This window comes from Gordonia sp. VNK21, assembly GCF_046098115.1.
Taxonomy (GTDB): Bacteria; Actinomycetota; Actinomycetes; order Mycobacteriales; family Mycobacteriaceae; genus Gordonia.
Window position 1 is genome coordinate 86,125 of sequence record NZ_JBJURU010000013.1, and the last position, 13,685, is coordinate 99,809.

The 13,685-nt window shown below is 68.8% G+C and carries 11 protein-coding genes; 2 read left to right on the forward strand and 9 right to left on the reverse strand.

Going from position 1 to position 13,685, the window contains the following annotated elements; all coding sequences use genetic code 11:
- Position 1: 1 nt before the first annotated feature.
- A complete protein-coding gene (locus tag ACJMNC_RS15105) occupies positions 2-2,008 on the forward strand; it encodes a YhgE/Pip family protein (protein ID WP_408948790.1) in 2,007 nt (668 codons plus the stop codon).
- Positions 2,009-2,039: 31 nt separating this feature from the next.
- Here ACJMNC_RS15105 and rnhA read toward each other — a convergent pair whose 3' ends face one another.
- A complete protein-coding gene (gene rnhA / locus ACJMNC_RS15110) occupies positions 2,040-2,480 on the reverse strand; it encodes a ribonuclease HI (protein WP_408948791.1) in 441 nt (146 codons plus the stop codon).
- Positions 2,481-2,538: 58 nt separating this feature from the next.
- Here rnhA and ACJMNC_RS15115 point away from each other — a divergent pair, with 58 nt between their 5' ends.
- Positions 2,539-3,066 (forward strand): DUF1697 domain-containing protein, encoded by a 528-nt coding sequence (locus tag ACJMNC_RS15115; protein WP_408948792.1) that lies wholly within the window; start codon positions 2,539-2,541, stop codon positions 3,064-3,066.
- Positions 3,067-3,086: 20 nt separating this feature from the next.
- On the opposite strand, the gene ACJMNC_RS15120 is transcribed toward ACJMNC_RS15115, so the two are convergent.
- From ACJMNC_RS15120 to ACJMNC_RS15155, 8 genes are all read right to left on the reverse strand, one after another.
- Positions 3,087-3,491, reverse strand: a complete 405-nt coding sequence (locus ACJMNC_RS15120) for a type II toxin-antitoxin system VapC family toxin (protein ID WP_408948793.1) — start codon at positions 3,489-3,491, stop codon at positions 3,087-3,089.
- Positions 3,488-3,751: a type II toxin-antitoxin system Phd/YefM family antitoxin gene (locus ACJMNC_RS15125; protein ID WP_408948794.1), complete on the reverse strand. Its 264-nt coding sequence runs from the start codon at positions 3,749-3,751 to the stop codon at positions 3,488-3,490. The genes ACJMNC_RS15120 and ACJMNC_RS15125 overlap by 4 nt, the downstream gene beginning before the upstream one ends.
- 99 nt (positions 3,752-3,850) lie before the next feature.
- Complete coding sequence (locus ACJMNC_RS15130) at positions 3,851-6,562, reverse strand: multicopper oxidase domain-containing protein (RefSeq protein WP_408948795.1); 2,712 nt, start codon at positions 6,560-6,562, stop codon at positions 3,851-3,853.
- Between the two features lie 97 nt (positions 6,563-6,659).
- Positions 6,660-8,582 carry an ABC transporter ATP-binding protein gene (locus ACJMNC_RS15135; protein WP_408948796.1) on the reverse strand — a complete coding sequence of 641 codons (1,923 nt, stop codon included), beginning with the start codon at positions 8,580-8,582 and terminating at the stop codon, positions 6,660-6,662.
- Positions 8,579-10,312: an ABC transporter ATP-binding protein gene (locus ACJMNC_RS15140; RefSeq protein ID WP_408948797.1), complete on the reverse strand. Its 1,734-nt coding sequence runs from the start codon at positions 10,310-10,312 to the stop codon at positions 8,579-8,581. Before ACJMNC_RS15140 ends, ACJMNC_RS15135 begins: the two co-directional genes overlap by 4 nt.
- Positions 10,313-10,370: 58 nt before the next feature.
- Positions 10,371-11,165 carry a family 1 encapsulin nanocompartment shell protein gene (locus ACJMNC_RS15145; RefSeq protein WP_408948798.1) on the reverse strand — a complete coding sequence of 265 codons (795 nt, stop codon included), beginning with the start codon at positions 11,163-11,165 and terminating at the stop codon, positions 10,371-10,373.
- Between the two features lie 88 nt (positions 11,166-11,253).
- A complete protein-coding gene (locus ACJMNC_RS15150) occupies positions 11,254-12,270 on the reverse strand; it encodes a Dyp-type peroxidase (protein ID WP_408948799.1) in 1,017 nt (338 codons plus the stop codon).
- 195 nt (positions 12,271-12,465) lie between these two features.
- Positions 12,466-13,425: an alpha/beta hydrolase gene (locus tag ACJMNC_RS15155; RefSeq protein WP_408948800.1), complete on the reverse strand. Its 960-nt coding sequence runs from the start codon at positions 13,423-13,425 to the stop codon at positions 12,466-12,468.
- Positions 13,426-13,685: the final 260 nt, after the last annotated feature.

The window sequence follows — 13,685 nt, forward strand, 5'->3', positions numbered from 1 at the left end:
GATGCTGGCCGGAATGTCGCTCGGCACCGAGCTCAAGCGTTACTCGCGCGGCACCATGCCGCGCATCGCCATCGTCACGATCGTGCTGCTGCCGCTGCTCTACGGCGCCATGTACCTGTGGGTGTTCTGGAATCCGTTCGACGAGGTGAACAAGCTGCCGGTGGCCCTGGTCAACGAGGACCGCGGGGCGCAGTCCCAGGGGCAGGAACTCGACGCGGGCGACCAGGTGGTGTCGAATCTGGTCGCCAGCAAGGAGCTCGATCTGCATCGCACCGATGCCGGCGAGGCCGCCGACGGTCTCGCCTCGGGCAAGTACTACTTCACCATCACCATCCCCGAGGACTTCTCGTCGTCCATCGCCTCGGCGATGAGCGACGACCCGCACAAGGCGGAGATCGTCTTCACCTACAACGACGCCAACAGCTACCTGGCCACCGTCATCGGCACGACGGCCGCGCAGCGGGTCACCGAGGCGCTGAACGAGAACATCGGATCCCAGGCGGTGGATCAGGTGCTGGTGGGTCTGCAGAGCGCGGGCAAGGGGCTGGTGACGGCCGCTGACGGTGCCGAACTGCTGGCCACCAATCTGGCGACCGCCAACGAGGGCGCCCAGAAACTGGCCTCGGGGTCGGAGGAACTGGCCTCCAACATGGTGACCGCGCGGGACGGTGCGCAGCAGCTCGCGGCCGGCAACGCGCAGCTCGCCGACGGCATCACCGCCGCCACCGGGCCGCTGATGCCGCTGCTCTCCGATGTCGGCTCGCTCGACATCAGCGACGCCGAACTGAACGACCTGGGCCGGCTGGGCACCGACCTGTCCGGTGTCCTCGGCGCGCTCGGCGCCGCCGGGAACCAGCAGTCGCAGGCCGCCCAGACCCTGTCCGGAGTGATCGCGTCGCTGCGCGGCAGCGGCGACCCCAATCAGCGCGCCCTGGCCGATGCGCTGCGGCCGGTCCTCGGCGTCCTGCAGACCCAGGGCCTGGATCCGGGGACCACTGCGCGCATCTCGAGCCTGCAGCAGCAGTCGCAGAAACTGTCGACGCAGCTGGGGAACCCGCAGTCGCCGTTGCGCAGCACCCTCACCCAGCTGCGCAGCGGCGGTCTCGCCGGCGAGGTGAACCAGCTGGTCTCGGGCGCACAGCAGCTCAAGGAGGGGTCGGCGACGCTGGCCAGCGGCATGGTCCAGCTCACCGACGGCAGCGTGCAGCTGTCCGACGGCGCCAAGGAACTCGCCGACGGCACCCCGAAGCTCCTCGCCGGATCGGAGCAGCTGGCCGACGGGCTTGCCGACGGCGTCAAGCAGATCCCGGACTTCGGCGACACCGAGCAGCGGGAGAAGACCGCGGCCAATCTGTCGCAGCCGGTGGCACTGAACTCGGTCACCAAGAACGCCGCCCCCACCTTCGGCTCGGGCTTCGCGCCGTTCTTCCTGCCCCTGGCGCTGTTCATCGGCGCGATGATCATCTGGATGCTGATCAAGCCGCTGCAGTCGCGGCCGGTGATCACCGGCCTGGGCGGGCTGCGTTCGGTGCTCTCCTCGTACTGGCCGGCCGTGCTGCTCGTGCTCGCTCAGGTGACCGTCATGTTCCTGGTGGCGCACTTCGGCGTGGGTCTGGGCGCGGTGCATCCGCTGGGGCTGGCCGCGTTCATGCTGTTGATCGGCGCGACCTTCCTGGCCCTCATACAGATGTTCAACGCGGTCTTCGGGGTGGCCGTGGGCCGGGTGGTGTCACTGGCCTTCCTGATGGTGCAGATCGTGGCATCGGGCGGCATCTATCCGGTGCCGACGACGGCCAAACCCGCCCAGATCCTGCATCCCTACGATCCGATGGCCTACGCGGTGACCGGCATGCGGCAGATGATCAGCGGCGGCGTGGACTCGCGGTTCTGGATATCGGTGGGCGTTCTGGCCGGGATCCTGGCGGTATCTCTGCTGGTCAGCAGTCTGGCCGCCAGACGGAACCGGCAGTACACCATGGAGCAGCTGTTCCCGCCGATCCAGGTCTGAGCCGGCCCGCCGCCCGGGCGGCCGCCGCCGGTCAGCGCAGCGAGCGTGCCGCGGTGGTCGCCAGGGTGTCGGCGATCTCGTTGTACTTGTCCCCGTTGTGGCCCTTGACCCAGCGCCACTCCACCTGGTGGCGGCGTTCCTCGTCGATCAGGCGCTGCCACAGGTCGGCGTTCTTCACCGGCTTCTTGGCGGCGGTCTTCCAGCCGTTGCGCTGCCAGCCGGCCACCCACTTGGTGATGCCGTCGCGCACATAGGACGAGTCGGTGTAGAGGATCACCGTGCACGGCCGGGTGAGGGCGGCGAGCGCCTCGATGGCGGCGGTCAGCTCCATCCGGTTGTTGGTGGTGTCCGGTTCGGCCCCGGACAGCTCCTTCTCGGTGTCCCCGTACCGCAGCACCGCACCCCAGCCGCCGGGTCCGGGATTGCCCGAACACGCCCCGTCGGTGGAGATCTCCACAACCGTCTCGCTCACAGCGTCCCAGGCTACCGGTCCGGGCGTGTGCGGCCGCAGCGGCGGGCACACTGGAGCCATGAGCACACCGCGTATCCATCTGCTCCGCGCGGTGAACGTGGGCGGGGCGAAACTGCCGATGGCCCGGCTGCGGGAACTGGCCGCCGGGCTCGGGGCCACCGAGGTGAGCACCTACATCGCCTCCGGCAACCTGCTGTGCGTCCCGCCCGGCGATCCGGCCGCCTTCGACCGCGCCCTCGAGCAGGCCGTGCAGGACGAGTTCGGCTTCTTCCGGGAGGTGATCTCCCGCAGCGCCGATCAGCTGGCCGCCGCCCTGGCCGCATATCCCTTCGCCCCGGCCGTGTCCGGGCACATCTGTTTCCTCTCCGGCGTCCCGGACCCGGACCGGGCCGCCGAGTTCTGCGCCCGCGACTTCGGGGCGGGGGAGAAGCTCGCCGTGATCGGTGCGGACCTGCACCTGGACTATCCGGGCGGCGCCGGCACGACCAGGCTCTCCGCCCCGGTCATCGCGAAGGGGCTCGGAGTGCCGGGTACCGCCCGGAATCTGCGGACCGTCGCCACGCTCATCGACCTCGCCCGGGCCTGACCGGACGTGCGGAACGCGCGTTAACGGACTTCTACACGGAGTCCGGCGATCTCCTGGAAGTCGGACGCATTGCGGGTGACCACGGTGAGGTCATGGGCGATCGCTACGGCCGCGATCATGTGGTCGATCCTGCGACCGCGGGGATTTTTGCCGGAGCGCACCACGTCCCGAGTGATCTGATCGATTCGGAACGCACAGTCGTCCGTGAACGGCAGACCTTCACCGAATACCTCGATGATCTTGCGCAGTCTTCGCTCTCGTTCGCGGTACACGTCGATGTCGGTCGCGGCGCCGAGACCGAACATCATCTCCGAGTACGACAGCGAGCTGACCAATAGGTCGTCGAATCCCGTTAGGTCGGGTGGTGTTTCGTCACCGGAGAACTGGGCGATGAGGATACTCGTGTCGAGGAGCGCCGCCGTCATTCGACCGGTGTCCAGGGGTCGCTGCGTTCCTCGTCCCGCATCTGCCTCAACTCCTCACTCCAGGAACCGTCGGCCAGGGGAGCCTCCCGGAACACGGCCGCTGCTGCGTCAGCGCTGACCGGGCCACGTCGCTGAAGGGGGACCAGCTTGGCCACTTCCTTGTTGTTGCGGGTGACAATCACTTCGTGTCCGGATTCGACCTCGTCGAGTGCGGCTGTCGGATTCTGGCGCAGCTTTCCAACAGAGATGCTCATTGTCATCTGCTGCTCCTTTCACCGGCCGCCGGGCGGCTACTGCATCTGTAGACAGAATACGTCATGTATCTACTTTGTAGACACGTGAGCTGCGGACCCGACCAGTCAGCGGGGAGCGACGACGATGGTGCCCATGGCGCCGCGGTCGCCGTCGACCATTCGGTGGTTGAGGAAGGTGTAGGTGCCCGGCTCCCGGAAGGTCAGTTCCACGAAGCCGCCCTGACTGGGCTGCAGAGCCAGCGCCTGAGCACCGCCGCGGGCCGCATCCGGGCGCAGCAGGTAGGCGCCCTCGGAGTACACGGTGTCGAACTGACCACCGATCACGTGAAACGACACGGGGGCGTTGGGGCCGGCGTCGAGCACCCAGAAGCGGATCCGGTCGTCGACCTCGGCGTGCAGTGGGCGGTACACGTACTGATTCGCAAAGCCGTTGAACGCCACCAGATCCGGGGTGCCGGCCAGCACTTTGCCGGCATCGGTCTCACCACCGTCGGCGCCGAGATAGAACTCGGACTGGACCATCAGGTACTCGGCGTCCACCGCCGGCAGGTCCGGCGGGTCGATCACCACCGCGCCGAACATCCCGCCGGCCAGGTGCACGGCCATCGGTGCGGTGGCGCAGTGATAGAGCCAGATCCCGGTGTGCTCGGCGCGGAACCGGTACACCAGCTGCTCGCCGGGGGCGATGTCGCGCATGTTGGTGTCCGGACTGACCATCCCGGCGTGGAAGTCGATCGAATGCGACATGCTGCCGTGGTTGATCAGCGTCACCTCGAAGACGTCGCCGAGCCGGCCGCGCAGCGTGGGACCCATCGCCTTTCCGTTGTAGGTCCAGAGCGTCTGCCTCACCCCGGGCGCCACCTCGCCGCGCTGCTCGGTCACCTCGAAGCGCACCCGGTGCACGGAACCGCCGGGGGCCGGCGCCAGTTCCGGGTCGCGGGCCCGGAATTCGCGGCCGGGCTCGCGCATCAGATCCACGGATCCGGTGGCGCCGGTCGCCGGCCCGCCGCCGTGGTCGTGGCCGCTCGCCGCAGTGTCCCCGCCCGCCTCGTCTCCATCGGTCACGATGTGCAGCACCATGCCGCGCTGCCGGTGCCCGACAATCGAGCACCAGCCCTCGATGTCGCGGCCGACCACGTCGACCTCGAGTCGCGCGTCGGCGCCCGGGGCGATCCGGCCGGTGGACTGGCCGGAGGCGAGCACCAGATCGTGCACCTGGTGATTGCCGTTGTGCACGTTGAGGATCAGCCGGTCCCCGCGTGGGACGGTGACGGTGTCCGGGGTGAACCGCATGCCGGTGATCGTGACGTCCACGGTGGTGGTGCGGCCGGTGGGTGCCGCCGAGCCGGCCGCATCGATCACCGCGCCGTCGCCCCCGCCGCCGAGGGCGGTCCCCGCGGCCAGCACCAGGGCCAGTGCCGCGGCGGCGGCGACGGCCTGCAGACCGCGCTGCGGCCGGGCCGGGCGCTGCGGTGTGGTGGAGCGTGGAGCCTGGTCGACGGCAGTTGGTTCGTCCGGGTCGGGTCCGCCCGCCGGGTGGGATGCGGTTCCGGCTGCGGCGAGGTCCCTGCGGACCGCCATCGCGGCCCGCGCGCTGCGGATCATGATCGGCAGGAACAGGATGTACGCCAGCATCACCAGTGCCGACAGCGCCACCTTGCCCCAGCTGCCCACCGGCAGCAGCCACAGCAGCAGGCCGCCGTTGATCACCAGCAGCCGCCACAGCCACCAGCGATTCATCTCCGCCTTACCGGCCGCGGTGACCGCGTTCGCGCCCTCGACGGTGCCCGCCGAGGGGCCCATCATGGTCGGAAGCAGATGGCTCATCACCCCGAAGAGCAGTTGCCCGGCGAAACCGGCCAGGAACCAGACCGTGAGCACGGTGACCCGGTCGGCGACGAACGGACCGGTCAGCAGCATCACGGCGTAGCCGCCGAGCGAGCCGATCAGCCAGAGCAGGGCGGCGCAGATGGAGGCCGGTGCATACCCGTCCGGCGGGTGGCGCAGGACGATCCGGGCGAAGGGGCCCACGATCACCAGCCAGCCGACCAGATAGACGCCGACACCGGCCGCAGCCACCGCCGGGTGATCGGTCAGGGCGCCGGCGCAGATCACCGCGATACCGGCGGGCAGGATGCCCAGCACCACCGGCCGCCGCCGGTTGGGCGCCCGGGTCTCGCCCAGCAGCCGCGGGAACATCACCAGCAGCACGCCCGCCGCCGCCAGCCCCAGGAAACCCAGGATGTTGAGCGCCTGGTGGGTCACCAGGAAACCGGCCTGCTCCGGGTCGGCGAAACCGTAGGCCATCAGCACGCCGAAGGCCGCGCCGAACGGCAGCATCGCCGCGGAGGCGACGAAGAACCAGACGCTGACCGCGTTCTCGGCCGGTCCGGCTCCGGTGGCCGCGCGGTGGCGCTGCGCCTGGACGATCAGCCGGGCGAGGGCCAGGGCATGCCAGGCCAGCATGGTGCCGATCAGCGTGGCGCCGACCAGTGTGACCGGCCACCAGGCGCCGACCATGCCGGCGATGGTCACCACCAGGCCGAGGTTCACGACGTAGATCCGGGCCAGCTGCAGCGGCCGGCGCTGCGGCGGAAGATGGTAGCCGAGAAAGCGTTCGGCCAGCGTCTGCGACCAGAGCAGGATCGAGTTGGCCACCAGGCCGATGGTGAAGATGTGCACCAGCAGCCAGCGCGCGTCCGGCAGCGCCCAGTGCGCCAGGCCGGTCAGGATCAACACCACCATCCACAGCCGGACCGGCATGCCGGCCCGCCGATGCCAGGAAGCCGGACGGCCGGACGCGGACTGGGGGCTCACACGCGCTATTTTACGGAGTAATACTCCTATAAATCTCTGGTCCTTTGGTCACGTTCTTCGTCCGGAACCCCAGCCTTCGGCTGGGGACGGGCGGGACTCAGGTGGACGTGATGTCGGCGACCTCGTCCGGTGCCGCGGTGAACTGGGCGTTGTAGAGCCGGAAGTAGGCGCCGCGGGCGGCCAGAAGCTGATCGTGGTCACCCTGTTCGACGATGTGCCCGTCCTCCATCACCACGATCACGTCGGCGTCGCGGATCGTCGAGAGCCGGTGCGCGATCACGAAACTCGTCCGGTCGGTCCGCAGATTGGCCATCGCCTTGCTGATCAGCAGCTCGGTGCGGGTGTCCACCGAACTCGTCGCCTCGTCGAGGATCAGGATGGTGGGCCGGGACAGGAAGGCCCGGGCGATGGTGATCAGCTGGCGTTCGCCGGCGCTGACCCCGCCGCCCTCGTCGTCGATCACGGTGTCGTAGCCGTCGGGCAGGGTCCGCACGAAGTGGTCCACATGGCTCACCCGGGCCGCCTCGATCACCTCCTCACGGCTGGCACCGGGGTCGCCGTAGGCGATGTTCTCGTAGATCGTGCCGCCGAACAGCCAGGAGTCCTGCAGCACCATGCCGGTGCGGTCGCGCAGATCGTCGCGGGTCATCCGGGCCGCGTCGGTGCCGTCGACGTAGACGGTCCCCGAGTTCACCTCGTAGAAACGCAGGATCAGGTTCACCAGGGTGGTCTTGCCGGCGCCGGTGGGGCCGACGATGGCCACCATCTGGCCCGGCTCCGCGGCCAGCGACAGGTGCTCGATCAGCGGCCGGCTCTCCACGTACCGGAAGGAGACGTCGTCGAAGACGATGTGCCCCTCGTCGGTGGCCGGCGACTCCGGGTCGGCCGGATCCGGGGACTCCTCGGGCTCGTCGAGCACCTCGAAGATGCGTTCGGCCGAGGCCACCCCGGACTGCATCAGGTTGAACATCGAGCCGATCTGGGTGAGCGGCTGAGTGAACTGGCGCGAATACTGGATGAAGGCCTGCACCTCGCCCAGGCTGAGCTGCCCGGACGCCACCCGCAGTCCGCCGACCACCGCGACCGCCACATAGTTCAGGTTCCCCAGGAACATGATCGTGGGCATGATGATCCCGGAGACGAACTGCGCCTTCCAGCTGGAGGCGAACAGCTTCTCGTTCTGGTCGTCGAAGACCGCCTCGACCTCGGCGCGGCGGCCGAAGGCCTGCACCAGCTGATGCCCGGTGAAGGCCTCCTCGATCTGCGCGTTGAGGGCGCCCGTCGACGTCCACTGGCCCACGAAGTGCGGTTTGGAGCGTCTGGCGATGACCGCGGTCGCCATCACGGCCAGCGGTACCGTGGCGATCGCGATCAGCGAGAGCAGCGGGGAGATGGTCAGCATCATGATCAGGATGGCGATCACCATCATGATCGAGTTCAGCAGCTGGCTGATGGTCTGCTGCAGGCTCTGCGAGAGGTTGTCCAGGTCGTTGGTCACCCGGCTGAGCAGATCGCCGCGCGCCGAGGCGTCGTAGTACGACAGCGGCAGCCGGTGCACCTTCTCCTCGACCCGGGCCCGCAGCCGGGTGACGGTGCCGACGACCACTTTGTTCAGCAGGTAGGCGGCCAGCCAGCTGAGTAGCGCCGACCCGAGGTAGAGCGCCAGCACGGTCAGCAGCACCCGGGCCACCGCGTCGAAGTCCACACCCTGGCCGGGGGTGACGTCCATCGACGAGACCATGTCGGCGAAGGTTCCCTGACCGTGTTCGCGCAGATCCTCGACCACCTGGTCTCTGGTCTGGCCGGCCGGGAGCTGCGACCCGATGACGCCGTCGAAGAGCAGATCGGTGGCGTTGCCGAGCACCCGCGGGGCCAGGGCGGTCAGAGTCACCGAGCCGACGAGACAGCCGAGCACCACGATCATGAAGGTGCGGTAGTGGCCCAGCTGCCCCACCAGCCGGCGCAGGGTGGGACCGAACGAGTGGGCGCGCTGCAGCGCCGGATTCCCCGGTGCGGTCACGAGGTCTGTCCGATCGCCAGCTGAGATTCGGCGATCTCGGCGTAGGTGGGGCACGAGTCGAGCAGTTGCTCGTGGGTGCCCAGGCCGGTGATCCGGCCGCGGTCGAGCACCACGATCTGGTCGGCCCGAGTGATCGTCGAGATCCGTTGGGCCACCACGACCATCGCCGAACCCGCGGTGGCCGGGGCGAGTGCGGCCCGCAGCCGGGCGTCGGTGGCCGAGTCCAGCGCCGAGAAGGAGTCGTCGAAGACCAGCACCGCCGGCCGCCGGATCAGTGCCCGGGCGATCGCCAGGCGTTGGCGCTGACCACCGGAGACGGTGGTGCCGCCCTGCGCGATCGGGGTGTTCAGGCCGTCGGGCATGGCGCGCACGAAGTCGGCGGCCTGTGCGATCGACAGTGCCTCCCAGATCTCGTCGTCGGTGGCGTCGGCCTTACCCTGCCGCAGATTGTCGGCGACGGTGCCGGAGAACAGGTAGCCGCGCTGCGGCACCAGACCGATGTGCGCGCGCACCTGCGCCGGATCGGCATCGCGCAGATCCACCCCGCCCATGGTGATCGCGCCGGCCGTCACGTCGAGCAGGCGCGGGATCAGATTGATCAGGGTGGTCTTGCCCGAGCCGGTGGAGCCGACGATCGCGGTGACCGTCCCCGGTGCGGTGCGCAACGAGATCCCGGACAGCACCGGTTCGTCGGCGCCGGGATAGGCGAAGCCGACGTCGGTGAACTCGAGCACCGCCGGATCGCCGGTGATCGGGACCGGCTGGGCCGGGGCGGTCACCGAGGTCTCGGTGTCGAGCACCTCGCAGATGCGTTCGGCGCACACTCCGGCGCGCGGGGCCATCATGGCCAGGAAGGAGGCCATCATCACCGACATCATGATCTGCATGACGTAGCTGATCATGGCAGTCAGTGCGCCGATCTCCACGTCGCCGTCGGCGATCTGATGTCCGCCGAACCAGAGCACCGCGATCAGGGTCAGGTTGGTGATCAGCATGACCACCGGGAACATCAGCGCCATCATCCGGCCGACCCGCAGGGAGGCGTCCGCGAGCCGGTCGTTGGCTCGCTCGAAGCGGGCGATCTCGTGGCGTTCCTGAATGAAGGCGCGCACCACCCGGATGCCGGTGATCTGTTCGCGCAGTACCCGGTTGACGTCGTCGATGCGTTCCTGCATGGACCGGAAGCCGGGAATCATCCGGGCGATGATCAGCCCCATCGTCACGCCGAGCACCGGTACGGCCACCGCCAGGACCCAGGAGATCGGCAGCGCCACCGTCATACCCATCACGATCCCGCCGAGCCCCATGATCGGGGCGGTCACCAGGATCGACATGGCCATCACCGACAGCAGCTGCACCTGCTGGACGTCGTTGGTGGTGCGGGTGATCAGCGAGGGGGCACCGAACCGGCCCACCTCGCGGGCGGAGAAGTCGTTGACCCGGTGCAGCAGATCGTGCCGGATGTCGCGGCCGCCGCCGAGCGCGGCACGGGCGCCGAAGTACATGGCGGCCACCGAGCCCAGCAGCTGCACCGCCGAGATGGCCAGCATGATGCCGCCGGTGGACAGGATGTAACCGGTATCGCCCTTGGCCACGCCGCGGTCGATGATGTCGGCGTTGAGAGTGGGCAGATACAGCATGGCGATGGTCGCGATCAGCTGCAGGACGATCACCGCGGACACTGCTGCCCGATACCTCAGGACGTAGGCGCGGATCAGTCGGACGAGCACTCTCGACACAGTACCGGGCGGGCACCGTTACGGCGCCCGCCCGGAGTGGTCGGCGTGATCAGCGCAGCGCGACGGCCGCCTCGTCGGTGTAGTTGAGGTAGGTGAACGACTCGAGGAAGTACAGGTTCACCGCGTCGCCGTCGTGCGAGTCGTAGCCGATCGACACGTCCTGACCGATGGTCAGCTCGAAGTCGCCGCCGCGGGTGCTCAGCAGCACGGCGTCGTCGATGGCCGGCGCCCAGATGATGTCGCCGTCGGTGAGGATCCGGCGGACGTGGTCGCGCACCGGGTAACCGTCGTTGACGGTCTCGTTGACCTTCCCGTACAGGTCGGCCGAGAGCGCCAGCGAGTACGGCCCGTCCACCGAGTCCAGCCGCAGCCGGTTGATCGCCGAGCTGATGGCCTCCGGGTAGTCGCGGACCTCGTCGGGCAGGTCGATCTGCGACTCGGCGGATTCGATGATGCCGCTGATCTTGGCCGCCGGATAGCCGTGGAAGACTGCCCGGTCCTCGGCCCGGGCCAGTTCGCTGGCCGCCCGCACCACCGGATCCCAGTCCGAATCCGACGAGCCGCGGTCGACGTTGTCGATGGCCTCGCGGGTGACCGTGAACGGCACCTTCAGCTCGACCAGCGGCTGGGCGCTGCGCAGGAATGCCTGGATCCCCTCGGCAGGCGCATCGATCTTGTCGCGGTGGCCCACCGTCACCGAGTCGGTGTCCAGGCCCAGCGGCCCCTTGACGTCCACCAGCCGGCGGGCGGCGCTGTTGCGTTTGAAGGACCGGCTCGCCTCCTCCTCGATCTCCGCCCATGCGGCGTCGGAGATGGGGGCCAGTTCACGGTGCAGATTGTTCATCGGTTCTCCTCGGAAGGTGCCTGTCGGGTCGGTCGGTGGTCGGGGATAGGGGGATGTGAGGGTCGGTCGCCGTGGCCTGACTGACCGGTCAGCGCAGTGCGCCGATGCCCAGCGAGCCGTCGGCGGGCCGGACGGCCGGGACGTCGTCCTCGGCGGGGGCCGCGGCCGTGGCGGGCGGAGCCGGCGGCAGGTCGTCGAGGAACTCCATCGGCGGAGCGAAGAACTGTGCTCCGGTCACGGCGGTGGTGAAGTCGAGCAGCCGGTCGTGGTTGCCGGGCGGGTCGCCGATGAACATGTTGCGCAGCATGTCCTCGCTGACCTGCGGACTGCGCGAGTAGGCGATGTAGAAGGTGCCCTTCTCGCCGGAGCCGGCGATGTCGCCGTAGGGCATGTTGTCGCGCACCACGTCGATCTCGTTGCCGTCCGCGTCCTCGATCACGTTCAGGGCGATGTGCGAATTGGCGGGCTTGGTCTCATCGTCCATCTCGATGTTCTCGAGCTTGGTGCGGCCGATGGCCCGCTCCTGCTCCTCGACGGTCAGTGCCTCCCAGCCGGCGAAGTCGGTGATGTACCGCTGGATCACCACGTAGCTGCCGCCGGCGAAGGCGCGGTCCTCGTCGCCGACGAGAATCGCGTCGAGCGCTTCCTGCCCGACCGGGTTCTCGGTGCCGTCGACGAAGCCGATGAGATCACGCAGATCGAAGTAGCGGAAGCCGTGCACCTCCTCGGCGGTGCGCACCGCGTCGCCGAACAGGCCGGTGATCTTGCGGCCCGCCTCGTAGCAGAGGTCCATCTGATCGGCCTTGATGTGCAGCAGCAGATCGGCCGGGGTGGCCGGGGCGGTGTGCGTCTGGCCGACGAGTTCGGTGAACGGCCGCAGTTCGGCGGGGCGGGGACCGGTGAAGAGCCGATCCCAGGCGTCCGAGCCCACGGCCGCGATGGCGGTGAGCGCCGCCTCCGGCGCGCGCGATCCCACCGCGGTCACCAGGCCGGGGAGCTCGGCGAGCCCGTCGCGCACCGCACCCTCTCCGCCGGGCTCGATGAGCAGGGTGAGGAAGATGGCGCAACGGGTCTTACGGGTGATGATGGTCTGTCCGGTCCCCATGCTGCCACTGTAGCCGTCGGCGGCGACACCGGTCGCCGGGTGAAAGAGCTTGCGGCGACCGCCACTTCGCCGCGGCGCAGCCGCACAGGTCACCGCCCGGCGGAGCCGCCGACGCCGCACCGACCACAGACTTCAGGCCGGCCGCCCGGGAGGGCGACCGGCCTGAAGGAGTTCAGTCCGCGGTGCGGGGTGCGATCAGAAGAACGCGGGACGGAAGGTGGTCCGCCACGACTGCTTGAAGCGGTCCTGCCAGTAGTCCCACCAGTGCGCGCCGTCGGGCGAGATGTTGGTGGTCAGCTTGACGCCCGGGACGGTGGCCAGACGTGCGATGTACATCTGGCTGGAGGTGGACGCCGCCACTTCCAGCGGCACCATCTGCGCGAAGTGCACCGGGTTGAAGTTGGGGCTGCTCGGCTGCAGGCTCGAGTCGTAGCGGCTGCCCACACCGGTGCCCGACGAGACGTACACGCGCTTCCCGGCCAGGTTGCCCGCGGTGAGGAACGGATCGTTGGCGCCCCACTGGCCGGCCGGGTAGATGCCCCACATGTTCATCGGGTTGCCGCCCATCTCGGCGACCGAGGCCATGATGCCCTGCGTGAAGCCGGGCATGGTGACCGTCGGGTAGCCGCTGTAGGAGGCGACGGCCTTGTAGAAGCTCGGGTGCCGCGACGCCAGGTTCAGCGCCGAGGTGCCCGACATCGACAGGCCGGCGATGCCGTTGCGGCGGTTGTCCGAGCCGTGCCGGCTCTTCATGTAGGCCGGGAGCTCACGGGTCAGGAAGGTCTCCCACTTGTTCACGCCCAGCACCGGGTCACGCTGCTCCCAGTCGGTGTAGAAGCTGCCGCCACCGCCGAACGGGATGGCGACGTTGGTGCCCTTGCCCTGCATGTAGCGGGAGACGTCGGTGTTGATCAGCCAGCCGTTGTTGTTGTTCGGGGCGCGCAGGCCGTCGAGCAGGTACAGGGTCGGCTTGTTCTTGCCGCCGGCGCTGATGATGCAGACCGGCACGGACCGGTGCATCGACTTGGAGTACACGCGCTCGACATTGCAGTTGCGAGCGGCGTCGGCGTCGGGTGCCACCAGGGTGGCGCCGCCGACGGCGGTGGCTACGGCCAGGGCACCTGCGATCAGGCGTTTACGGACACTGGAGAGCATTTAGGTCTTTTCCTTCAGCGATCTCGGCCGCAGACGGCCTCGTTCGTTCAATTCGATGGTCCCGACGTGCCCCCGACCGGAGCGGCCGCAACTACGGCAACGTCCACAGAGTACAAGTACCCGGCGGTTCCTTCGTCAAGGACAATAACGGATCCATAACGGACGAGCAAAAGATAGTGCAGTCCTCTTCCGCGGCTAGGCTGGACGGCAGGCTGCAGGTGCGCGGCCGGAACCCCCTAAAAGGAACATTCACCCTCGGT

Bases quoted from the DNA above. Each gene is read 5' to 3' on its own strand.
- ACJMNC_RS15105 (WP_408948790.1), top strand. From the start codon at position 2: ATGCTGGCCGGAATGTCGCTCGGCACCGAGCTCAAGCGTTACTCGCGC.
- ACJMNC_RS15115 (WP_408948792.1), top strand. From the start codon at position 2,539: ATGAGCACACCGCGTATCCATCTGCTCCGCGCGGTGAACGTGGGCGGG.
- ACJMNC_RS15120 (WP_408948793.1), bottom strand. From the start codon at position 3,491: ATGACGGCGGCGCTCCTCGACACGAGTATCCTCATCGCCCAGTTCTCC.
- ACJMNC_RS15125 (WP_408948794.1), bottom strand. From the start codon at position 3,751: ATGACAATGAGCATCTCTGTTGGAAAGCTGCGCCAGAATCCGACAGCC.
- ACJMNC_RS15145 (WP_408948798.1), bottom strand. From the start codon at position 11,165: ATGAACAATCTGCACCGTGAACTGGCCCCCATCTCCGACGCCGCATGG.
- ACJMNC_RS15150 (WP_408948799.1), bottom strand. From the start codon at position 12,270: ATGGGGACCGGACAGACCATCATCACCCGTAAGACCCGTTGCGCCATC.
- ACJMNC_RS15155 (WP_408948800.1), bottom strand. From the start codon at position 13,425: ATGCTCTCCAGTGTCCGTAAACGCCTGATCGCAGGTGCCCTGGCCGTA.